23 protein-coding genes and 1 pseudogene are annotated in these 22,712 nt (G+C 68.4%); 21 read left to right on the forward strand and 3 right to left on the reverse strand.

Features of this window, described 5'->3' with window-relative positions:
- The first annotated feature begins 3 nt into the window (after positions 1-3).
- The 8 genes and pseudogenes from aroC (at position 4) to E3T40_RS02725 (ending at position 7,428) form a co-directional block, all read left to right on the forward strand.
- A complete protein-coding gene (gene aroC, locus E3T40_RS02695) occupies positions 4-1,209 on the forward strand; it encodes a chorismate synthase (protein WP_134542602.1) in 1,206 nt (401 codons plus the stop codon).
- Positions 1,210-1,227: 18 nt separating this feature from the next.
- Complete coding sequence (locus E3T40_RS02700) at positions 1,228-1,743, forward strand: shikimate kinase (RefSeq protein ID WP_174843633.1); 516 nt, start codon at positions 1,228-1,230, stop codon at positions 1,741-1,743.
- Entirely contained in the window at positions 1,740-2,846 is a 1,107-nt protein-coding gene (gene aroB / locus E3T40_RS02705) for a 3-dehydroquinate synthase (RefSeq protein ID WP_104171025.1), read from the forward strand. The genes E3T40_RS02700 and aroB overlap by 4 nt, the downstream gene beginning before the upstream one ends.
- Before the next feature lie 194 nt (positions 2,847-3,040).
- A complete protein-coding gene (locus E3T40_RS02710; protein WP_134542603.1) occupies positions 3,041-4,168 on the forward strand; it encodes a GAF domain-containing protein in 1,128 nt (375 codons plus the stop codon).
- 222 nt (positions 4,169-4,390) lie between these two features.
- A pseudogene (locus E3T40_RS02715) lies at positions 4,391-5,909 on the forward strand (aldehyde dehydrogenase family protein).
- Between the two features lie 140 nt (positions 5,910-6,049).
- Complete coding sequence (locus E3T40_RS02720; RefSeq protein WP_104171021.1) at positions 6,050-6,454, forward strand: DUF779 domain-containing protein; 405 nt, start codon at positions 6,050-6,052, stop codon at positions 6,452-6,454.
- A 97-nt stretch (positions 6,455-6,551) separates the two neighbouring features.
- Positions 6,552-6,713 (forward strand): hypothetical protein, encoded by a 162-nt coding sequence (locus E3T40_RS16215; RefSeq protein WP_166786552.1) that lies wholly within the window; start codon positions 6,552-6,554, stop codon positions 6,711-6,713.
- A gap of 214 nt (positions 6,714-6,927) precedes the next feature.
- Positions 6,928-7,428, forward strand: coding sequence for a histidine phosphatase family protein (locus E3T40_RS02725; protein ID WP_134542604.1), 501 nt, complete (start codon positions 6,928-6,930; stop codon positions 7,426-7,428).
- A 413-nt stretch (positions 7,429-7,841) separates the two neighbouring features.
- On the opposite strand, the gene lepB is transcribed toward E3T40_RS02725, so the two are convergent.
- Entirely contained in the window at positions 7,842-8,576 is a 735-nt protein-coding gene (lepB, locus tag E3T40_RS02730; RefSeq protein WP_104171019.1) for a signal peptidase I, read from the reverse strand.
- A gap of 126 nt (positions 8,577-8,702) precedes the next feature.
- Positions 8,703-8,879: a DUF1508 domain-containing protein gene (locus tag E3T40_RS16220; protein WP_158252179.1), complete on the reverse strand. Its 177-nt coding sequence runs from the start codon at positions 8,877-8,879 to the stop codon at positions 8,703-8,705.
- 185 nt (positions 8,880-9,064) lie between these two features.
- Between E3T40_RS16220 and cyoE the strand changes: the two genes are divergently transcribed.
- The 5 genes from cyoE to E3T40_RS02760 all read left to right on the forward strand — a co-directional run bounded on the left by cyoE (position 9,065) and on the right by E3T40_RS02760 (position 12,613).
- Positions 9,065-10,015 carry a heme o synthase gene (gene cyoE, locus E3T40_RS02740; protein ID WP_158252050.1) on the forward strand — a complete coding sequence of 317 codons (951 nt, stop codon included), beginning with the start codon at positions 9,065-9,067 and terminating at the stop codon, positions 10,013-10,015.
- Positions 10,016-10,061: 46 nt separating this feature from the next.
- Positions 10,062-10,511: a type II 3-dehydroquinate dehydratase gene (locus E3T40_RS02745; protein ID WP_104171017.1), complete on the forward strand. Its 450-nt coding sequence runs from the start codon at positions 10,062-10,064 to the stop codon at positions 10,509-10,511.
- Positions 10,512-10,621: 110 nt separating this feature from the next.
- Positions 10,622-11,182, forward strand: coding sequence for an elongation factor P (gene efp / locus E3T40_RS02750; RefSeq protein ID WP_104100509.1), 561 nt, complete (start codon positions 10,622-10,624; stop codon positions 11,180-11,182).
- Entirely contained in the window at positions 11,182-11,601 is a 420-nt protein-coding gene (gene nusB / locus E3T40_RS02755) for a transcription antitermination factor NusB (RefSeq protein WP_104100510.1), read from the forward strand. Before efp ends, nusB begins: the two co-directional genes overlap by 1 nt.
- Positions 11,602-11,623: 22 nt before the next feature.
- Positions 11,624-12,613: a DUF4190 domain-containing protein gene (locus E3T40_RS02760; protein WP_166786553.1), complete on the forward strand. Its 990-nt coding sequence runs from the start codon at positions 11,624-11,626 to the stop codon at positions 12,611-12,613.
- A gap of 17 nt (positions 12,614-12,630) precedes the next feature.
- Here E3T40_RS02760 and E3T40_RS02765 read toward each other — a convergent pair whose 3' ends face one another.
- On the reverse strand, positions 12,631-12,840 hold the full coding sequence (locus tag E3T40_RS02765) for a hypothetical protein (RefSeq protein WP_134542607.1): 210 nt from the start codon (positions 12,838-12,840) through the stop codon (positions 12,631-12,633).
- 173 nt (positions 12,841-13,013) lie between these two features.
- Between E3T40_RS02765 and pyrR the strand changes: the two genes are divergently transcribed.
- The 8 genes from pyrR to gmk are packed head-to-tail and all read left to right on the forward strand — an operon-like array spanning position 13,014 to position 22,691.
- A complete protein-coding gene (gene pyrR, locus E3T40_RS02770) occupies positions 13,014-13,577 on the forward strand; it encodes a bifunctional pyr operon transcriptional regulator/uracil phosphoribosyltransferase PyrR (RefSeq protein ID WP_134542608.1) in 564 nt (187 codons plus the stop codon).
- Positions 13,577-14,527 (forward strand): aspartate carbamoyltransferase catalytic subunit, encoded by a 951-nt coding sequence (locus E3T40_RS02775; protein ID WP_104171013.1) that lies wholly within the window; start codon positions 13,577-13,579, stop codon positions 14,525-14,527. Before pyrR ends, E3T40_RS02775 begins: the two co-directional genes overlap by 1 nt.
- Complete coding sequence (locus E3T40_RS02780) at positions 14,528-15,877, forward strand: dihydroorotase (RefSeq protein WP_134542609.1); 1,350 nt, start codon at positions 14,528-14,530, stop codon at positions 15,875-15,877.
- Positions 15,870-16,403, forward strand: coding sequence for a hypothetical protein (locus E3T40_RS02785; protein ID WP_104194880.1), 534 nt, complete (start codon positions 15,870-15,872; stop codon positions 16,401-16,403). The genes E3T40_RS02780 and E3T40_RS02785 overlap by 8 nt, the downstream gene beginning before the upstream one ends.
- Positions 16,387-17,580, forward strand: coding sequence for a glutamine-hydrolyzing carbamoyl-phosphate synthase small subunit (carA, locus tag E3T40_RS02790; RefSeq protein WP_174843634.1), 1,194 nt, complete (start codon positions 16,387-16,389; stop codon positions 17,578-17,580). The genes E3T40_RS02785 and carA overlap by 17 nt, the downstream gene beginning before the upstream one ends.
- Positions 17,580-20,867, forward strand: a complete 3,288-nt coding sequence (gene carB / locus E3T40_RS02795) for a carbamoyl-phosphate synthase large subunit (protein WP_134542610.1) — start codon at positions 17,580-17,582, stop codon at positions 20,865-20,867. Before carA ends, carB begins: the two co-directional genes overlap by 1 nt.
- Positions 20,864-21,778: an orotidine-5'-phosphate decarboxylase gene (pyrF, locus tag E3T40_RS02800; protein ID WP_370287856.1), complete on the forward strand. Its 915-nt coding sequence runs from the start codon at positions 20,864-20,866 to the stop codon at positions 21,776-21,778. The genes carB and pyrF overlap by 4 nt, the downstream gene beginning before the upstream one ends.
- Positions 21,771-22,691, forward strand: a complete 921-nt coding sequence (gmk, locus tag E3T40_RS02805) for a guanylate kinase (protein ID WP_134542611.1) — start codon at positions 21,771-21,773, stop codon at positions 22,689-22,691. Before pyrF ends, gmk begins: the two co-directional genes overlap by 8 nt.
- The last annotated feature ends 21 nt before the right edge of the window (positions 22,692-22,712 follow it).

Here is a 22,712-nt window from a genome sequence, read left to right on the forward strand (position 1 = left end):
GTCATGCTTCGTTGGCTCACCGCCGGAGAGTCCCACGGCCCCGAACTCATCGCCATTGTCGAAGGTTTGCCCGCTGGAATCCCGGTTACTCTAGATGCGATCCGCCTCGATCTGGCACGCCGCAAACTCGGCTACGGCCGAGGCGCGCGCCAGAAGTTCGAGCAGGACGAACTGAACATCTCGGGCGGCGTGCGCCACGGCCTCACCATGGGCGGACCGGTTGCCCTGCGGATCGGCAACACTGAATGGCCCAAGTGGGCCGAGGTGATGAGCCCCGCACCGGTGGAGACCACGTCCGTGCGCGGCCGCGGCGCCCCCCTGACCCGTCCCCGGCCCGGCCACGCCGATCTGGTCGGCATGCAGAAGTACGGCTTCGGCGAGGCCCGCCCGGTACTGGAGCGCGCCAGCGCCCGGGAGACCGCGGCTCGCGTCGCGCTGGGCGCCGTCGCCCGGTCGTTCCTGGCCGAGCTTGGCATCACCCTGGTCAGCCACACCCTGTCGATCGGGCCGGTTCGCGTGCCCGTCGACGCCCCGCTACCGCTACCCGGCGACGTCGACGCCCTCGACGCCGACCCGCTGCGCTGCTTCGACGCCGTCACCTCCGCCCGGATGGTGGCCGAGGTCGACCTGGCCCACAAGGAGGGCGACACCCTCGGCGGGGTCGTCGAGGTGCTGGCCTACAACCTTCCTCCCGGACTCGGTTCGTTCGTGCACTGGGACCGCCGCCTCGATTCGCAGCTGGCGGCCGCGCTGATGGGCATCCAGGCCATCAAGGGGGTCGAGGTCGGGGACGGTTTCCTGACCACCACCCGGCGCGGGTCGGAGGCGCACGACGAGCTTGTGCAGGCCGACGGTCGCATCCAGCGGGTCAGCGACCGGGCCGGCGGCACCGAAGGCGGCATGAGCACTGGAACCGTGTTGCGCGTGCGCGCCGGCATGAAGCCCATCTCCACGATCCCGCGCGCCCTCCGCACGGTTGACGTGGCCACGAGCGAGGCTGCCCCCGCGCACCACCAGCGGTCGGATGTCTGTGCCGTGCCGGCCGCCGGCGTGGTCGCGGAAGCCATGGTCGCTCTGGTGCTGGCCAACTCGGTCCTGGAGAAGTTCGGTGGTGACTCCATCGTGGAGACGCGCCGCAACCTGGATTCCTACCTGGCCGGCATGCCGGCGAATCTCCAGACGGGCGCGTCCAGCGACGCTTCCCTTTAGAGGCGTCGGAGAACCACAATGGCCGCGCCGACGCATCCGATCCTGCCCCTCGTCTTCATCGGTCCCATGGCCGCCGGCAAGACCAAGATCGGCCGGAGAGTGGCGAAGTCCCTCGATGTGGCGTTCATCGACACCGACCACCGCATCGTCGCCCTGCACGGGCCGATCACGGACATCTTCGGGCAGCACGGTGAAGAGCACTTCCGGGTGCTCGAACGCCAGGCCGTGGTGCAGGCCCTCACCGAGCAGGCCGTGGTCTCGCTCGGCGGGGGAGCCGTGCTCGACGAGGAGACCCAGGCCGACCTTGCCGAGTGCTCCGTGGTGTACCTGAGCGTGTCCGCTCGAGCCGTCGGGGCCCGGATCGGCGGGGCGAAACGGCCGCTGCTCACGGGCGGAATCGCCGATTGGAAGCGCATCTACGCCCTCCGGCGCCCGATCTATGAGGCGCTGGCCGGCATCCGTTTCGACACCTCGCACCGTCCCCTGGGCGCCATCGCTGATGACGTCGTGAAATGGACCAAGAAAAGATCATGACCGGAGCACCTGTGCCTGATTCCACCGAGCCCGCCACCACCGTCATCACGGTTACCGGCGCCGACAGCTACGCCGTTCTGATCGGTCGCGGCCTCGTCGACGACGTCGTCGAACAGCTCGGCCCGAAGGTGGCGAAGGTGCTCATCGTGCACACCTCACACCTGGGCGCCCGCGCCGTCGCCCTGCGCGAGAGCCTGCTCGGCAGATTCGAGGTGCTGATCGCCGAGGTGCCCGACGCAGAGGCTGCCAAGCGCGTCGAGGTGGCCGCGTTCTGCTGGCAGGTCATGGGTCAGGCCGACTTCAGTCGTACGGATGCCGTGATCGGCTTCGGCGGCGGCGCCGTCACCGACCTGGCCGGCTTCGTCGCCGCGACCTGGCTCCGTGGCGTGCGCCTGGTGCAGATCCCGACCAGCGTGCTCGGCATGGTCGACGCCGCCGTCGGCGGCAAGAACGGCATCAACACCGCCGAGGGCAAGAACCTTGTCGGCACCTTCTACGCGCCCGCCGCCGTCATCTGCGACCTGGACGTGCTCGACGACCTGCCGCGCAACGAGATCCTGGCCGGCTTCGCCGAGATCGTGAAGGCCGGGTTCATCCAGCTGCCCGAGATCCTGGACATCGTCGAAGCGGATGTCACGGCCGTCACCGACCCGCACACCCCGCAGTTCCGGCGCGTGCTCGAACTCGCGATCGGGATGAAGGCCCGGGTCGTGGGGGAAGACTTCAGGGAGTCCGGCCTGCGTGAGATTCTGAACTACGGGCACACCCTCGGCCACGCCGTCGAGCACGCCGAACGCTACGGCTGGCGGCACGGGGCGGCCGTTGCCGTCGGCATGATGTTCGCGGCGGAGGTCGCCCGGCTGAGCGGCCGGCTCTCGGACGAGGCCGTCGACCGGCACCGTCGCATCCTCGAATCGCTCACCCTGCCCACCACCTATCCGGTCGGCCGCTGGAGCACCCTGCTCGCCACCATGCAGCGCGACAAGAAGACCCGCAGCGGCATGCTGCGATTCATCGTGCTCGACGACATCGGGAAGCCGACCGTGCTCGAAGGACCGGACTCATCGTTGTTGTTCGCCGCCTACCAGGAGATCGGCTCCTAACCATTCGCGCCGCATCGGTGGGCCCAGACTGATTCCCAGACCGGCGCAGCCGGTCGCCGCTGACCGGAGCTTTCGGAGGTTTCAGGACGAGTCCGTGGATCGTCCGTGCGGCCGGCGAAAGCGGAGGCGGAGACTTCGCGGACCTGGCGGCGGCCCATGAGGCGGCAGTCACGGAACGGTTCATCGGTCCGGGCGTGCGCAAGCTGGTGCAGGAGTCCTGGCAACGGTCGCTCGCCCTCAGCCTTGATCCGCTGAGGCTCGTCCCCGAACACGAACACGAACTCAGCTCCGACGAGCGACGCGAGCTGCGCGACCGGCATCCGCTGGCCGCCGTGCCCCCGGTCGTGCACAACCTGCTCATCCGGCACGCCTTCCACTCCGGCCTGATCGTGGCCATCGGTGACGAGTTCGGCCGCCTGCTCTGGATCGACCGGGACCGAACCGTGCGGAGTAAGGCGGAGGGGATGCTGTTCGTCCGGGGGTCGGACTGGTCCGAGCGCCGGGTCGGCACGAGCGCGCCGGGCACGGCCCTGGCCCTCGATCACGGAATCCAGATTCAGCGGGCCGAGCATTTCAACCAGTTGGCGCATCCGTGGAGTTGCACGGCCGTGCCTATCCACGACCCGCATTCCGGCTCCATCCTCGGCGTCATCGATATCACGGGCGGCGACGAGGCGGTAGCCCCGCAGACTCTCCCGCTCGTGGAGGCGGCCGTCGCGGCCCTGGAAGCGGAACTGCGCATCCAACGGCTGAGCGTGGCCGCGGACCCACCCACGGTGGCCCGATTCTTCGGATCCCCGCCGCCGGCCGCTCCGGCGCGGCCGTGCCCGGTCCGGTTGGCGGTGCTCGGCCGTGACCACGGCCGGCTCGACAGCGCCGGCGGCCCGGTGGAGATCAGCCCCCGGCACGCCGAGATCCTCACCCTGCTGGCGTGGAACCGGGACGGGCTCTCCGCCGACCGGCTCTCGCTGCTGCTCACCGACCAAACCAACGCGGTCGACAACCTGCGTGCCGAGATGGTGCGGCTGCGCGGGGTGCTCGAGCAGACCAGCCCCCGTATCGGCATCGCCTCCCGGCCCTACCGGCTCGAGACATCCGTCGAACTGGACGCCCAGCGCGTGCTGGCATCCCTGGAGCGCGGCGCGCACCGGGTGGCGTTGGGGGCTTACCGGGGGCCCGTGCTACCGAGCTCGACCGCGCCGGGAATCGTCCAGATCCGCGCCGAGATCTCTGCGCGGCTCTGGCAGGCCATGCTCAGCGACGCGTCCGCCGAACTCCTGCTGGAGTACGCCCCGCACCGACGAGGCCACCTACGACGCTGAGGTCTGGCGCGCGTGCCTCGAACTGCTGCCGGCGCGGTCGCCGAAGCGGGCATCCGTGGTCGCCCGGTTGAACCGAGTCGAGGACGAGCTGCGCCCCGACGGCTCCGCGGCCCCCGCCCGCAATATCCCGCAACGCTGAAGCAACGTTCTCCTTCCTAGGATCATGGTCCAGGTCCGCGTCCCGCGGTTCCGCACCGACGACGTCGTCGACGAGGAGACATCATGACCGCCTATTCCAACCCCGGAACACCGGGCGCCCTCGTCACCTTCAAGCCCCGCTACGAGAACTGGATCGGCGGCGAGTGGGTCAAGCCCGTCAGGGGCCAGTACTACGAAGACATCTCGCCCGTCAACGGGAGGCCGTTCGCCAAGGTGGCCCGCGGCATTGCGGAAGATATCGAACTGGCCCTGGACGCCGCGCATAGTGCAGCGCCGGCGTGGGGCAAGACCTCGTCGACCGAGCGCGCGGCCGTGCTCAACAAGATCGCCGACATCATCGATGCGAACCTCGACCTGCTCTCGGTCGCCGAGACCTGGGAGAACGGCAAGCCGGTGCGCGAGACGTTGAACGCGGACATCCCGCTCTGTTCCGACCACTTCCGCTATTTCGCTGCCGCCATCCGCGCCCAGGATGGCGACCACGCCGAGCTGGGCGGCGACATGGTCTCCTACCAGTTCCACGAGGAGCTCGGCGTTGTCGGGCAGATCATCCCGAGGAACTTCCCGCTCCTGATGGCCGTCTGGAAGCTGGCCCCGGCCCTGGCCGCCGGCAACGCGATCGTGCTGAAGCCGGCCGAACAGACCCCGGTGTCGATCCTCGTGCTGATCGAACTGATCGGCGACGTGCTGCCGCCGGGAGTGCTCAACGTCGTCAACGGTTTCGGCATCGAGGCCGGCAAGCCGCTCGCGTCGTCCAATCGTATCCGCGAGATCGCGTTCACGGGAGAGACCTCGACCGGGCGTCGGATCATGCAGTACGCGAGCTCCAACATCATCCCGTCGACCACGGAGCTCGGCGGAAAGAGCCCCAACATCTTCTTCGGCGATGTCGCCCAGGAGAAGGATGCGTTCTACGACAAGGCCCTGGAAGGGTTCGTGCTTTTCGCGTTCAACCAGGGCGAGGTCTGCACCGCGCCCAGCCGGGCGTTGCTGCAGAAGCCGATCTACGATGACTTGCTGAGCGACGCCGTCGAGCGCACCCATGAGGTCATCCAGGGCAACCCACTCGACACCGCGACCCAGGTCGGCGCGCAGTCCAGTAACGACCAGATTGAGAAGATCCTGTCCTACATCGACATCGGCAAGCAGGAGGGTGCGAAGCTGGCGATCGGCGGCGAGCGGGTCGACCTCGGCGGTGAGCAGCGGAGGCTACTACGTGCAGCCCACCATCTTCGAGGGACACAACAAGATGCGCCTGTTCCAGGAGGAGATCTTCGGCCCGGTGCTCGCGGTCACCAGCTTCACCGACGACGACGCCATCTCGATCGCCAACGACACGCTCTACGGTCTCGGGGCCGGGGTCTGGTCCCGCAACGGCAACATCGCCTACCGGGCGGGGCGGGACATCCAGGCTGGCCGCGTCTGGGTGAACAACTACCACGCCTACCCGGCGGGGGCGTCGTTCGGCGGCTACAAGAGCTCGGGCATCGGCCGGGAGAACAACAGGCTCGCGCTGAGCGCCTACCAGCAGACGAAGAACCTGCTCGTGTCCTACAGCGAGAACGCCCTGGGCTTCTTCTAAACCGCGGTGCCGGTCCGGCTTGCGCTGGAGCACAAGCCGGACCACACGCAGCACCTCACCGGGGTCGAGGCTCAGGGGACCGTCGAGACACGAGTCCTCGGCGGCCTTCGGACCCGGCCCGCAACCAGAAGTGAACGGCCATGCCGGAGGCAGGCGTCACCGCATCGATCACCATCCCGGGGGAGACGATTCCGCGGGTGGCGCTCACCGCCGTCGCGGTCAAGCTGCTCCGCAGCCTCTGGGACGAACACGGTCCACTGATGTTCCACCAGTCCGGGGGCTGCTGCGACGGCTCCTCACCCACGTGCTATCCGGACGGCGAATTCATCACCTCGGACCGGGACGTACTCCTCGGCCGACTCGACATCGCCCCATCGGGAGAGGCCGCGCAGCCGATCGACTTCTGGATGTCGGCCGAACAGTTCGACTACTGGAGCCACACCTTCCTCACGGTCGACGTCGTTCCCGGCCGCGGATTCTCCGTCGAAGCGCCGCGCGGTGTGCGGTTCCTGCTGCGCTCCCGGCTGATGGACTCGTCCGAGTAGTCCGTGCTCACGGAGTCCTCTCCTCCACCGCTCCCTCCCGGGCCCGGCCTTGTGGACGGGGACCGCGACGGATGTCCGCGCGTCCAGTCTGGGTGGCATGACAACCCCTCTGCGCGTCGAAGACGCTGCCCCAGTGACCACGACCGAGCAGGCGCGAGACCGGGTGGCCGACCTCGTGCGGTCGGTCGGCTCCTGTCCGAGCACGGCCCGTGCGGCAGCGTCATCCTCACCCTCGAGCGACCGGGCACCGCGGCGCTAACCGCGCCCGGCCAGGCCTGGGCCCGGGAACTCGCCGAATCCTTCGGCAAAGTGGTGCGCATCACGGGCATGTTCGTCGCCCACGACGAGGGCGTCTGCGAACTCCCGGCCACCGTCGTGGATGCAGTGGCAGACTGACAGGATGATGATCAGCGGTGAGCGATTCGAAAGTGTCAACGCCTGTGTTGCCGGCCGGGTGGGCGCGGGGCCGGTCGATGCCTGAACGCACCCTGATCCTGTTGCGGCACGCCAAGTCGGACTGGGCGGGCGGCCAGGCCGACGTCGACCGGCCGCTGGCAAAACGTGGGGTGCGGCAGGCGCCGCTCACCGGAGCGTGGCTGTCCCACAGCGGCTACCGCATCGATCTCGCGGTCGTGTCACCGGCGGAGCGCGCGCGGGCCACCTGGGACCTCGTGGCGGCCGAGTTCGAGAGCACTCCGCCGATCCGTGTCGACCATGCCGTGTATGCAACCTCGGCCGGCGAACTGCAGAGCATTGTTCGGGCGCTGCCGGGCACCGCGCACACCGTCGTCCTGGTGGGCCACAATCCCGGCCTCGAGGATCTGGCCACCGCTCTCGCCGGCACGACCGTGTCTCTGCCGACCTCGGCTTTCGCCGTGATCGGCTGGGAGGGTCCCTGGTCGTCCGCCGGAGAGTCCCCGGCGGCCCTCCTGGCCCAGGGCCGGCCGCCCAGGGTGAACGCGCCTCCTCGCTAGCGGCGCAGGGCTGCTTGAACGCGCCGAGAAAGAGGACGACCGCGGCGGCAACCGATCCCGTGGTCAGGCCGCGGGGCACGCCACGACGTTCCAGGGCGTTGCGGAGCGTCGGGAAGCGCGCCAACGGATGCCGGTGCTCTCGCGCCGGGAGGCACTCGAGGGTGCCAGCGCTGGCATCTGCTTCTGACTCGTCGTCTCGTCGTATCCGGCTTGTGCGACGCTGGCCAGACGGCGCTTTTTCGCCGACGTAGTCCCACGCAGCGCGACCGCATGGAACTAACGAATTCGACGGAGATTTTGCGCAATCTGGCACGGTTTGGCCGGTTTGGGACGCGTGGGGCCAAAATCTCCGAAGAGTTCGTCCGAGACTGGGGGACTGGTTTTGGGGCGGGGGCGGTGTCGGGGGCGGCGGGTCAGCCGCCGAGCCAGGACCAGTGGCTGAGCGGCCAGTTGATCACGAACGCCCGACCGACCACATGGGAGACGGGCACGAATCCGTTGCCGGGTGTGTCTGTGTGCAGCCGGCTGTCCGCCGAGTTGTAACGGTTGTCGCCCTCGACCCAGAGACCGCCGGCTGGCACGGTCACGGAAAAGTCGTACTCCGACGTTCGGATGGCCCCGGGCGGCAGCTTGAGGTAGGGCTCGGTGATCGGCTCGCCGTTGACGGTGGTGCTGCCCACCGCGTCGCAACAGGCCACATCGTCGCCGGGGAGGCCGATGACGCGTTTGACGAGGTGGTCATCGGAATCCGGAACCCGGAGGCCGGCCTCAGCGGCGAGCCACTGGATGCCGTCGACAACGGTGTTCCCTGCCTCGATCGGGGCTGGCTCGACCGGACCGAGCCATCCGCCGGGATCCCTGAAAACGACGATGTCGCCGCGATCGATGTCGACGACGTCGGGGACGAGCTCGTTCACGATGATGCGGTCGTCGATCTGCAGGGTGTCCTGCATCGATCCGGTCGGGATGTAGAACGTGCGGATCAGGAATGCTTCGGTCAGAAACGAGACGACCAGGGCGCTGGCCAGGATGACGAGCAGGTCTCGGAGGACGCGACGCCTCCGTGGTGTGCGGGCGTTGGCGCTACCCGACGCAGATCCGCGCCAGGCGGCGCGGGGCCGACGACCCGCGCTCTCGTGGTCTGTCAATTTCTCCCCTGACGTGACGCGTGGTGGGCCAATTCGACCGATGCAGGGCGACTGCAAGGCCAGGGTGAGCAGTGCGGTTGCACCCCTGTCGCCACGGGGATGACGGCGCGGAGACAGGCGATGGCCTCAGTGCGTGCGGCGGCTGCGTGGGCTGACGTTGGAGCGCAGAGAATCAACTTTTTTCCGGGCCTCGTCCTCCGTGCAATAGGTCTCCGGCGACGGGATGCTCTGCCCGTTGTCCGCGGAGAAACAGAATCGGTAGCGGCCCGACTGGTCCCGATAGATGGTGAATCTTCCGGCCATGTCACACCCTTGTCCTTGGCCTGGCGCCGACCAAACGACCGGCTTCGACACCCTACCGCCCTGGATCAGCGCCGGATAGAGGCACCGCGGCGCGCGCCAGTGTGATGTCGGCCGGCACGGGTCGTGCACAGATTCGGCGGCATATGATTGATCACGACCGACGACCCGATGGGAACCCTTTCCGCATGACTGCGCGCGTACCATTCTTCGTTCGCAATCGGGTGGACGGCACCGACGGGGCTCTCGCCGGCCGGGCCGACGGCACGGGCATCCGTGACACGGTCACGCGGTACTACTCCCTGACCAAACCCGGCGTTCTCTACGGCAACGCGTTGACAGCCGCGGCGGGCTTTCTCCTCGCGGCCCGGGGCCAGGTGGATCTTTTCCTGTTCGCGGCTCTCTGCCTGGGTACCACGCTCGTGATTGCTTCGGCCACCGTGCTCAACAACGTGCTCGACCGCGACATCGACACGGTGATGGAACGCACGAAGAAGCGGGCCACGGTCACCGGCCGCATCGGCGTGCGCAACGCGGTCACCTTCTCAAGCCTGCTGTTCGTTTTCGGCATGGCGACGCTCATCGCCTGGACGAACTGGCTCGTCGTCGCCGTCGGCCTGGGCGGCTTCCTCGTCTATGTCGTGCTCTACGGCATGCTGTCCAAGCGCATGTCGATACACGGCACCCTGGTCGGCAGCGTCTCGGGCGCAGCGCCCATCCTGGCCGGCTACGTCGCCATCACCGGCGCCATCGACATCGCAGCCGTGCTCGCCTTCCTGGCCGTGTTCCTCTGGCAGATGCCCGAGTTCTACTCCATCGCCATCTACCGCCACGACGAATATGCCCGCGCCGGCGTGCCCGTCATCTCCGTGGTGCGGGGCGTCCCGAAGACCACAGTTCAGATCCTCGTCTACACGGTCGGATTCGTTGTCTCCACCCTCCTCTTGTCGGTATTCGGCTACGTGGGCTACGTCTATACGGCGGTCATGGGCGTGCTCGGCGCTTACTGGATCTGGCTGGGTGTCATCGGCCTGCGCGCCGCCGATCCCGCCGCCTGGGCCAGGCGCATGTTCCGCTACTCGCTGGTGATGATCCTGGTGTACTGCGTGATGATCTCGGTCGGGCCGATCCTGCCCTGATCCTGCCCTGGCCTTCGGCGCCCGCGTACTCCTTTAGGCTGTGGGAATGAGTACAGTTCTCGTTCTGAACGGCCCGAACCTGGGGCGGCTCGGCAGTCGCGAACCCGACGTTTACGGGTCGGCCGACCTCGATCAGCTGCGCGCGATGCTGACGCGGGCCGCCCCGGCGGGGATGACGGTCGACGTGCGCCAGACGGATGACGAGGCCGAGCTCATCCACTGGCTGTACGAGGCCGTCGACGAGCGCATCCCCGTCATCCTGAACCCGGCGGCGTTCACGCACTACAGCTACGCGCTGCGGGATGCCGCCGCTCTCGTGACGAAGGCCGGCGTCACCCTGGTCGAGGTGCACCTGTCCAACCCGCACGCCCGGGAAACGTTCCGCCACACGAGCGTCGTCAGCGCCGTGGCCACCGGGGTGATCGCCGGGTTCGGCTTCGATTCCTACCGTCTGGCCCTGGACTTCATCGCGAGGTCGGTGCCGGCGACCGCCTGACCGGCCGGGTCTCGCGCCTTTGGTGCGCGGGCTGCGGGCAACTACACTCGATGATGGCCGAATCGGCCGCGCACCTTTCTAATTGAACCCAGTGAACGGAACACATTTTCATGGCATCAACCGCCGATATCCGGAATGGCGTCGTGCTCAACATCGATGGCCAGCTGTGGGCAGTCACCGATTTCCAGCACGTCAAGCCGGGCAAGGGCGGCGCCTTCGTCCGCACCAAGCTGAAGAACGTCGTGACGGGCAAGACCGTCGACCGCACCTTCAACGCCGGCGCGAAGATCGAAACCGAGAACGTCGACCGCCAGGACTTCCAGTACCTGTACGCGGACGGCGACTCCTACGTCTTCATGGACGTGTCCGATTTCGATCAGCTGCACGTGCCGGCCGTCGTTGTGGGCGACGCCGTCAACTTCATGCTCGAGAACCAGAACGTGACGATCGCCCTGCACAACGGCAACCCCCTCTACGTCGAGCTGCCGGCCTCCGTCGTTCTCGAAATCACCTACACCGAGCCGGGCCTTCAGGGCGACCGCTCAACCGGCGGCACCAAGCCGGCCACCGTCGAAACGGGCTTCCAGATCCAGGTTCCCCTGTTCCTCGAGCAGGGCACCCGAGTCAAGGTCGACACCCGCACCGGGGACTACCTGGGCCGCGTCAACTAGTGAGCGCTCGGACCAAGGCGCGCAAGCGTGCGATCGACATCCTGTATGCCGCAGACGTGCGGCAGAGCACCATCCCGGAGTCGCTCGCCCTCGAGGCGCAGCGCGCCGCGAGCGAGCCGGCCCGGATGGCCTCCTGGCTCTACGCCCGGGACATCATCGACGGCGTCGTGGATCACCGCGAGGAGATCGACGAACTCATCGAGACGTACTCGCAGGGCTGGACGCTGGCTCGCATGCCCGTCCTCGACCGCGCCATCCTGCGCATCGGCATCTGGGAGATCCTCTTCAACGACGCCGTCCCGCACGCTGTCGCCATCGACGAGGCGGTCGAGGCCGCCAAAATCCTGTCGACGGATGACTCGGCCGGATTCGTGAATGGACTCCTCGGGCGCATCGCCCAAACCGCACCATCCGCGTAATCCGTTCTGCCAGGGGGAACGCATGACCAACACCGAGCCCGCACCGCCCCGCGCCCCGGAGCCGTATCCGCCGGCCTACGGACAGTCGCCCTTCCCGGCGGCGCCGAAGACGAACACACTGGCGATCATCTCCCTGGTGTCGGCGTTCTTCGTGTCCCTGGCGGCCGTGATCACCGGGCACCTCGCCCTGGGGCAGATCAGGCGCACCCATGAAGGCGGCCGGGGTTTGGCGATCACCGGGCTCGTTCTCGGCTACGTGGGCATCGCCGCCACCACCCTGGCGCTCGTGATCGCCCTCGTCGTCACCGCGACCGTGATTCCGCTCATCGCGGCGGCCGTGAACGGAGCCGTGGGCGACCAGCCGTGGAGTTCATCCACGAGCGAGCCGCAGGCGGATGAGGCGAACGGGGATGCGTCGCAGGAAGCCCTGCCCACGGGCACCGTCGGCGCGGCCCACTTCGACGACGGCTACCTGTCGGTCGGCACCGGCGCCGCGCTCGTCGACGTCTACTTCGACCCGATGTGCCCGTACTGCCGGCAGTTCGAGGAGACGAACGGCGGCGAGCTGGCTGCCCTCGCCTCTGACGGGACCATCACCCTGCGGCTGCACTCGCTCACTTTCCTCGACCGGGTCTCGCAGGGAACGGCCTACTCGACCAGGGCATCCGCCGCGCTTACCTGCCAGGCCACCCTCAACCCGGAGAACCTGCTCGCCTACCAGGCGGCCCTGTTCGCGAACCAGCCCTCCGAGAGCACCGCGGGGCTCGGCGACTCGGAGCTCGCGGCCCTCGTCGACAACCCCGTCGACATCGACGACTGCCTCGCGGCCGGCGAGTACCAGGCCTGGTCCCGGGCCAACACCGAGCAAGCCCTGAACGGCGTGATTGCGGATGCCGAGATCACCCGGATCCGGGGCACGCCGACCGTGCTCGTCAACGGCAGGGTCTACGACGGCGGACTGACCGACCCGGCGGAATTCCTGGACTTCCTCAGTAGCAACTCGGTCGGCTGAGCTCAGCCGCGAAGGTCTCAGGTGGAGACCGTGATGCCGGCAACGGTGCCGGCGATGAAGGATGGCCAGGCCGAGCGCATAGGGGTGGTGCCCTGCAGCTGCAGGGTGACGTCGAGGTCCGTGAATGCCCGCCGCTGGCTGCTGACGGCCGGGGCGCTCACCTCGGACGCGGACGGGGATGGGCCCGGGGACTTCTCGATGTTCTTCTCGCTGCCCTGGGGCGACATGGCGTCGTCCTCCCTCGCCTGGGGCCGGCAACCAATCAAAGTCGGCAGCCACATCGGCTCCCCTGGGGGCGGTTAGGCCCAGCACGAGGGAGCCCGCGTCGGGTGCTAGTGTGAACCCCGGAAATGACATCCTTTAACAGCCGTCCGGTGAGGCGGGGAAGGAGGTCGGGTTTATGGCACGCACCGTGTTGAACCAGGCTGATATCGCTCGAGCGTTGACTCGGATCTCCCACGAGATCCTGGAGTCCAATCGAGGCCCCGAGAATCTTGTGATCCTCGGCATCCCCACTCGCGGGGTCGTTCTGGCCCGGCGCATCGCCGAGACCATCGCGCGCATCGAGCCCACGGCGACGGATGTCCGGGTCGGCTCCCTCGACGTCACCATGTACCGCGATGACCTCGGCCGCACCCGCACCCGCACGCCGTCCCGCACCCTGGTGCCCGGCAGCGTCGACGGCGTCACGGTGGTGCTCGTCGACGACGTGCTCTACTCGGGCCGCACCATCCGCGCCGCCCTCGACGCACTCGGCGACCACGGGCGGCCGACCGTCGTGCGCCTGGCCGTGCTCGTGGACCGCGGCCACCGCGAACTGCCGATCCGGGCCGACTTCGTGGGCAAGAACCTGCCCAGCTCCACCGCGGAACGCATCAACCTGCACCTGCTCGAGGTCGACGGCGACGAGTTCGTCAGCATCGACGGCGGACCCCTCGAAGGCGCTGACGAGGGGGTCGCGTGATGAGGCACCTCCTCTCGACCAAGGGCATGAGCCGCGACGAGGCGATCCTGCTGCTCGACATCGCCGAGGACATGGCTGATGTCGCCAACCGCGAGGTGAAGAAGCTGCCCACCCTGCGCGGCAAGACCGTGGTCAACCTGTTCTTCGAGGATTCGACGCGGACCCGGATCTCCTTCGAGGCCGCCGCGAAACGGCTGAGCGCGGACGTGATCAACTTCAGCGCCAAGGGCTCGAGCGTGTCGAAGGGCGAAAGCCTCAAGGACACCGCCCAAACCCTCGCCGCGATGGGTGCCGACGGGGTCGTCATCCGCCACCCGGCCTCCGGGGCACCCCACGTGCTGGCCGAAAGCGGCTGGATCGACGCCGGCATCATCAACGCGGGCGACGGCACCCATGAGCATCCGACCCAGGCGCTGCTGGACGCGTTCACCATCCGTCGCCGGCTGCACCAGGGTGCCGCGCGCGGTCGGGGCCTGGACGGCGTCACGGTCACCATCGTCGGTGACATCCTGCACTCCCGGGTGGCCCGCTCGAACCTCTGGCTGCTCACCACGCTCGGCGCGCACGTGAGCCTGATCGCTCCGCCCACCCTGCTGCCGATGGACATGAGCGGTTGGCCGGCCGAGTCGGGCTTCGACCTGGACGCGGCCATCGACGCCGGGCCCGACGTGGTGATGATGCTGCGCATCCAGCAGGAACGCATGGACGCCGCTTTCTTCCCGAACAGCCGCGAGTACTCGCGTCGCTGGGGCCTGGACGATGAGCGCTTCGGCCGTCTGGCCCCGACTACCATTGTGATGCACCCCGGCCCCATGAATCGCGGCTTGGAAATATCTTCAGCGGCGGCCGATTCGGCCGGCTCAACCGTGCGCGAACAGGTCGCAAACGGGGTTTCAGTGCGGATGGCGGCACTGTACCTGCTGTTGTCCGGCGATCGGGAGGATTCATAGATGTCCAGCGACAGCGCGGCCAGCACGCCGTACTTGATTCGAGGTGCGACACTCGCGGACGGCACCCGCGCCGACCTTATCCTCGCCGACGGCAAGATTGTGGAGATCGGTTCCGGGCTTTCTGGTGCCGGCGCAACCGTCGTCGACGCGGCCGGCCTGATCGCTCTGCCCGGCCTGGTCGACCTGCACACGCACCTGCGCGAACCGGGCTTCGAACAGAGTGAAACCATCCTGACCGGCAGTCAGGCCGCGGCCGTGGGCGGCTTCACCAGCGTGTTTGCGATGGCCAACACCTCGCCCGTGCAGGACACCGCCGGCGTCGTCGACCAGGTTCTCGCCCTCGGTGAGCGCGCCGGCTATGTCACCGTGCAGCCGATCGGCGCCGTCACCGTCGGGCTTGCGGGGGAGCGCCTGGCCGAACTGGGCGCCATGGCCACCAGTCGTGCCCGGGTGCGGGTCTTCTCCGACGACGGCTTCTGCGTCTCCGACCCGCTGTTGATGCGCCGGGCCCTCGAGTACGTGAAGGCGTTCGACGGCGTTGTCGCCCAGCACTCCCAGGAACCGCGCCTGACCGAGAAGGCGCAGATGAACGAGGGGGCACTCTCAAGCGAACTCGGGATGGTCGGCTGGCCCGCGGTCGCCGAGGAGTCGATCATCGCCCGCGATGTGCTGCTCGCCGAGCACGTCGGGTCGCGTCTGCACGTGTGCCACGTGTCGACGGCCGGCTCGGTCGACGTCATCCGCTGGGCCAAGGCCCGCGGCATCCAGGTGACCGCCGAGGCCACCCCGCACCACCTGCTGCTCACCGAGGACCTGGTCGTCGGCTACGACGCCCGGTTCAAAGTCAACCCGCCGCTCCGCCGCCGCGAAGACGTCGAAGCCCTGCGCGCCGGCCTCGCCGACGGCACCATCGACATCGTCGCCACCGACCACGCCCCGCACCCGGTCGAGGCGAAGGACTGCGAGTGGGACGCCGCGGCGAACGGCATGGTCGGCCTCGAATCCGCCCTCTCCGTGGTGCACGCGGCCGTCGTCAACACCGGGCTGCTCGACTGGACGGACATCGCTCGCGTGCTTTCCAGCAGCCCCGCCCGGATCGGCCGGCTCGCCGGCCAGGGCCAGGGTCTGCTCGTCGGGGCTCCCGCCGAGCTCACCCTCTACGATCCCGCCGCGAGCCGCGTCTTCGAGCGCGGCAACCTGGCCGGCAGGAGCGCCAACTCGCCCTACCTGGCGATGACCCTGCCGGGTCGGGTGCTGGCCACATTCCACCGGGGCTACGCCACGGTTCTGGACGGTGCGCTGCGGCCCGCCGACGAGATCGCGGCACTCGAGGAGCGAACCCATGGCTAGGACCATCGCCACCGTCATCACCGTCGCCGTGCTGCTCGGCCTGCTCGGCCTCATGCTGCGCAGCTGGCGGGGTCGCAGCCGCCGGGATGCCGCCCTGCCGGCCGGCTACCCGCTGCCCGTCGACGCGGCACTCGAGCTGGCCTCCGCCGCCGTGTTCTACGTCGCCACGACCCTCCGCGCCCAGCCGCTCGAACGCCTGAACATCCCTGGCCTGGGTTTCCGGGCCAGGGCCCGCCTGACCGTGACCGACGCGGGTCTGATCCTGGCCCTGGCCGGCGAGGAGGCGGTGTTCATCCCTGCCTCGGCCATCGCCGTGCTGGAAGACGCCACCGTGGCAATCGACCGCGCCGTCGAGACCGACGGCCTGCTGCTGCTCGGCTGGCGGCTGCCGGGCGCCGACAGACAGATCGTCGATAGCTATTTCCGAATCCTTGACCCATCCGACCGCGTCAGCGTGAACGACGCCATTCGAACCATTGCGGCCGACGCCCGGCGCCCGGCCGCGCGCGATGAAAGCGAGGCGTAGCGTGAGCAACGCAACGACCCCCGACCGACCGACTCCTGCCGTGCTCGTACTCGAGGACGGCCGCCGCTACGAAGGCCGTTCCTACGGCAGCGTGGGGCAGACCCTCGGCGAGATCGTCTTCGCCACCGGCATGACCGGCTACCAGGAGACCCTCACCGACCCGTCCTACGCCGGGCAGATCGTGCTGATGACGGCGCCGCACATCGGCAACACGGGTGCCAACGACGAGGACATGGAATCCCACCGCATCTGGGTCTCCGGCTTCGTCGTGCGCGAGCCTGCCCGCATCGCCTCCAACTTCCGGTCCACCCGCAGCCTCGATGACGACCTGACGGGCGGGGGAGTGGTCGGGATCAGCGGTGTCGACACGCGTGCGATCACCCGTCACATCCGCTCGTCCGGGGCCATGAAGAGCGGGATCTTCTCCGGCGACCGTTTCGGCCTCTCCGATGGCGAGCAGCTCGAGCTGGTGCGTGCCGGCGCCGGCATGCGTGGCCGCAACCTGTCCGATGAGGTCTCCACGGTCGAACCGTTCTCGGTGCCCGCGCAGGGCGAGCGCATCGGCTCGGTCGCCGTGCTCGACCTCGGGGTCAAGACCTCCACCCTGGGCCACCTCGCCGCGCGCGGCTTCGAGGTGCTGGTGCTGCCCCAGTCGGTCACCGCCGAGCACGTGCTGTCCCTCACCCCGTCGGCCCTGTTCTTCTCCAACGGCCCTGGCGACCCGGCAGCCTCCGACCTACACGTGAACCTCCTACAGGAGGTGCTGCGAGCCGGTGTGCCCTACTTCGGGATCTGCTTCGGCAACCAGCTGCTCGGCCGCGCCCTCGGCTTCCGCACCTACAAGCTGCCCTTCGGGCACCGGGGAATCAACCAGCCCGTGCTCGACAAGACCACCGGCCGGGTGGAAATCACCTCGCAGAACCACGGGTTCGCCGTGGACATGCCCATCGAGGGAGTGCATGAGTCCCGCACCGGCTTCGGCCGGGTGGAGGTGAGCCACTACAGCCTCAACGACCAGGTGGTCGAGGGCATCCGCTGCCTCGATATCCCCGCTTTCTCGGTGCAGTACCACCCGGAGTCGGCGGCCGGCCCACACGACGCCGAGTACCTTTTCGATCGGTTCAGGGATGTGGTGGTCGCGCATCGTGCGGCCACCGGAGCAGGAGACGCCAAGTAATGCCCAAGCGCGACGACATCAACAGCGTTCTCGTCATCGGATCGGGTCCGATCGTGATCGGCCAGGCCTGCGAGTTCGACTATTCCGGAACTCAGGCCTGCCGGGTGCTGCGGGCCGAGGGGGTCAGGGTCATCCTGGTCAACTCCAACCCGGCCACGATCATGACCGACCCCGACTTCGCCGACGCCACCTACATCGAGCCGATCACCCCGGAGATCCTCGAGACGATCATCGCCAAGGAACGCCCCGACGCGATTCTGCCGACCCTCGGCGGGCAGACCGCGCTGAACGCCGCCATCCAGCTTCACGAGCGCGGCATCCTGGCCAGGTACGACGTCGAACTCATCGGTGCCTCCTTCGACGCCATCCAGAAGGGTGAAGACCGCCAGATCTTCAAGCAACTGGTGCTGGACGCGGGCGCCGGCGTCGCCCGGTCCTACATCGCCCACACGGTCGAGGAGGCCGTCGGCTTCGCCGAGGACCTCGGCTACCCGCTCGTCGTGCGCCCCTCCTTCACCATGGGCGGCCTCGGCTCCGGCTTCGCCTACACCGAGCCGGAACTGCGCCGCATCGTCGGCGACGGGCTGCACCAGAGCCCCACCAGCGAGGTCCTGCTCGAGGAATCCATCCTCGGCTGGAAGGAATTCGAGCTCGAGATGATGCGCGACACGGCCGACAACACGGTCGTCGTCTGCTCGATCGAGAACGTCGACCCGGTCGGCGTACACACCGGCGACTCGATCACCGTCGCCCCGGCGCTGACTCTGACCGACCGCGAGTACCAGAAGCTGCGCGACATCAGCATCGACATCATCCGCGCCGTGGGAGTGGACACCGGCGGCTGCAACATCCAGTTCGCGATCAACCCGGCCGACGGTCGCATCATCGTGATCGAGATGAACCCGCGCGTGTCCCGCTCCTCCGCCCTGGCGAGCAAGGCGACGGGCTTCCCGATCGCCAAAATCGCCGCGAAGCTCGCGCTCGGCTACCGGCTCGACGAGATCCCGAACGACATCACCGGTGTCACCCCGGCCAGCTTCGAACCCACCCTCGACTACGTCGTGGTCAAGGTGCCCCGGTTCGCGTTCGAGAAGTTTCCCGCCGCCGACCAGCGCCTGACCACCACCATGAAGTCCGTGGGCGAGGCGATGGCCATCGGCCGCAGTTACGCCTCCGCGCTGCAGAAGGCGCTCCGCTCGCTCGAGAAGCGCGGTTCGTCGTTCCACTGGGGAGCCGAGACCCGCACGGTCGACGAGTTGCTCACGGTCGCCGAAGTACCCACCGACGGCCGGATCGTCACCGTGCAGCAGGCGCTCCGCAAGGGCGCCACCACCGAGCAGGTTTTCGACGCCACCAAGATCGACCCGTGGTTCATCGACCAGATCGTGCTGATCAACGAGATCGCGGACGAGATCGCCGCCGCCGAGCGCCTCGACACGGACGTCCTCCGCACCGCCAAAGACCACGGCTTCTCCGACGCCCAGATCGGCGAGCTGCGCGGCTTCGGCGAAGCGGATGTGCGCACGGTGCGCCACATCCTCGGCGTGCGCCCGGTCTTCAAGACCGTCGACACCTGCGCGGGGGAGTTCCCCGCACTCACGCCGTACCACTACTCCAGCTACGACCAGGAGACCGAGGTCGTGCCCAGTGACCGCAAAAAAGTCGTCATCATCGGCTCCGGCCCGAACCGCATCGGCCAGGGCGTCGAGTTCGACTACTCCTGCGTGCACGCCTCGTTTGCCCTCTCCGAGGCTGGCTACGAGACCATCATGATCAACTGCAACCCGGAGACGGTCTCGACCGACTACGACACCTCCGACCGGCTCTACTTCGAGCCGCTCACCCTCGAGGACGTGCTCGAGGTCATTCACGCAGAAAGCCAGAGCGGCGAGCTCGTCGGCGTGGTCGTGCAGCTGGGAGGCCAGACCGCGCTCGGCCTCGCCAAGGGCCTCGAGGCCGAGGGCATCCCGATACTCGGCACCACCCCGGAGGCCATCGACCTGGCGGAGGAGCGCGGATTTTTCTCCGGCATCCTCGACCAGGCCGGCCTCCTCGCCCCCCGCAACGGCGTCGCCACCGACTACGCCGGCGCTGTGGTCGTTGCCGAGGAGATCGGCTATCCCGTGCTCGTGCGCCCGAGCTACGTGCTCGGCGGCCGCGGCATGGAGATCGTCTACGACTCCGCAGCGTTGGCCGACTACTTCAACCGGATGGCCGGACAGGGCATCATCGGCCCGTCGCATCCGCTGCTCGTGGACCGGTTTCTCGACGACGCCATCGAGATCGACGTGGACGCCATCTACGACGGCACCGAGCTCTACATCGGCGGCGTGATGGAGCATATCGAGGAGGCCGGGATCCACTCCGGCGACTCGAGCTGCACCCTGCCGCCGGTCACCCTCGGCCGTGCGGAGATCGACCGTGTGCGCGAGGCGACGCTGGGCATCGCCCGCGGCATCGGCGTGCGCGGCCTGCTCAACGTGCAGTTCGCGATCGGCGCCGGCGTGCTCTACGTGCTCGAAGCGAACCCCCGCGCCTCGCGTACGGTGCCGTTCGTGGCCAAGGCCCTCGGCATCACCTTGGCCAAGGCCGCCGCGCTGATCATGGTCGGCAAGACCATCGCCGAACTCAAGGCCGAGGGCAAGCTACCTCTGATCGACGGCTCGCGGGTGCCGATGGATGCTCCGGTCGCCGTGAAGGAAGCCGTGCTGCCGTTCAACCGGTTCCGCACGCCCGAGGGTCTCGTCGTGGACTCCGTGCTCGGCCCGGAGATGCGCTCGACCGGTGAGGTCATGGGCATCGACCGCGACTTCCCGCGGGCCTTCGCCAAGAGCCAGCTCGCCGCCTACGGCGGAATCCCGCTCACCGGCACCGTGTTCGTGTCGGTCTCCGACCGGGACAAGCGCGCGATCATCCTGCCCATGCTGCGCCTCCAGCAGCTCGGCTACTCGATCACCGCCACGGAGGGGACCGCCGAAGTTCTGCAACGCAACGGCATCCGCGCCGCCATCGTCACCAAGTTCAGTGAGAAGGCCGACGAGGCGGACGTGTCGATCGTGGAACTGATCCGCCGCGAAGAGGTGCAGATCGTCATCAACACCCCCGGCGGTCGCACCGCCCGAGCCGACGGCTACGAGATCCGCGCGGCCGCGGTCGCCGCGGACCTGCCGCTGTTCACCACCATCGCCGAGTTGAGCGCCGCGGTGGCCTCGATCGACGCGATTCGCGGCGGCTTCGAGGTGACCTCGCTGCAGGACTACGCCCTCACCCGGACGGCGGCCCTGTGAGCCGCGCGCACGAACAGGACGGGTCGACCGCAGCGGTCGGCCTGGCCGCACCGGCCGCCTTCGGCGACCGGCTGGGTGATGTCTTCTCGGTGCGGGGACAAGTCTGCGTCGGCATCGACCCGCACGCCTGGCTCCTGACCGACTGGGGTCTGCCGGACACGGCCGCCGGGGCGGAGTCTTTCGGCCGCCAGGTCGTGGCCGCCGCTGCCGGCCAGGTCGGCCTGGTGAAGCCCCAGGTGGCCTTCTACGAGCGTTTCGGCTCCGCCGGGTACCTCGCCTTGGAACGGGTGCTGGCGGATGCCCGCGCCGCCGGACTGCTCACGATCGCGGACGTCAAGCGCGGCGACCTCGGTACCAGCGTGGAGGCGTACGGCCAGGCCTGGCTGAGCGAGGAGTCCCCCCTGGAGGTCGACGCCATCACCGTGAACGCGTATATGGGCGTCGGGTCGCTGGAACCGGTGTTCAGCCTTGCAGCCCAGACCGGCAAGGGGATCTTCGTGCTGGCCGCCACCTCGAACCCCGAGGCGGCGGCGCTTCAGCGGGCCGTGATCGCCGAGGGGAATCAGACCGGCCAAAGCGTCGCCCAATCCGTCTTCGGCGCCGTGACCGAGCGGAATGCCCGGTCCGGGGCTTCCTCGCTCGGCTCGGTCGGGGTGGTGCTCGGCGCCACACTGGACCTGGCCACGTTCGGACTGGACCTCTCTGTGGCGCCCGCCCGGGGGCTCACCCCCATCCTCGCTCCCGGCTTCGGCCACCAGGGCGCGCAGGTCGCCGATCTGAAGAACTTGTACGGGGGGTACGCGGAAGGCGTTATCGTGAGTGAATCGCGCAGCGTTCTAGCGGTCGGCCCCGACCGAATCAAACAAGCGATTGCGCGCCGAGTAGTTGAAGCAGGAGCTGCCCGTGGCTGAGAATCGCCCCACCCCACCCGACGTCGATCGGGTTGCCGCCTCGCGCGCCGCCGTGGCGGCTCGCCGCGCACGCGCCGAAGTTAAAGGCCAGATTGCGCGGGGAAAACGTAGCGCGCTCGACGTGTTGTCCGCCGCGACCGAGAGCCCGGACGGCGTCGAAGGGCGCCTGCGGGTGACCGAGTTCCTGATCAGCATTCCGGCGATCGGCGTCACCAAGATGCACCGCATCATGGAGAGGCTCGAGATCTCGCCGTCGAAGCGATTGGGGGGGCTGGGCAAGCACCAACGCGATCGGTTGCGAGATTTTCTCAAAAAGCGCACCGCCGCGAGGCGCGGCGATTCCTCCGCGAAGCTTGTCGTGCTGGCCGGTCCCACCGCGGTCGGCAAGGGAACCGTCGCGGCGCACATCCGTCAGCATCACCCGGGCGTGCACCTGTCGGTGTCGGCCACGACCCGGGCACCTCGCCCAGGCGAGACCGCGGGCGTGAGCTACTTCTTCGTCGACGACGCCGAATTCGACCGGATGGTCGCGGCCGGCGACCTGCTCGAGTGGGCGACCGTGCACAACGCGTACCGCTACGGCACCCCGCGGGGTCCGGTCACGGAGGCCTTGAACGAGGGCCACAGCGTGCTCCTCGAGATCGACATCCAAGGAGCCCGGGCCGTTCGCCGGGCCATGCCGGAGGCCAGACTGGTCTTCCTGCTTCCGCCGAGCTGGGACGAACTGGTGCGCCGGCTGATCGGCCGGGACACCGAGGCGCCCGCCGAACAGGCCCGCCGGCTCGAGACGGCCAAACTCGAATTGGCCGCCCAGGGGGAGTTCGATTATCGGGTCATAAACCACGACGTGGGCGAAGCGGCGCGCGAGGTCGTAGACTTGATGAATCTGCGTACGGCGCCGTTGCTGCCGTAGCGCCCGTTTTCCGTGATTCTG

This window comes from Cryobacterium sp. TMT1-19, from assembly GCF_004403055.1.
GTDB classification, from domain to species: Bacteria; Actinomycetota; Actinomycetes; order Actinomycetales; family Microbacteriaceae; genus Cryobacterium; species Cryobacterium sandaracinum.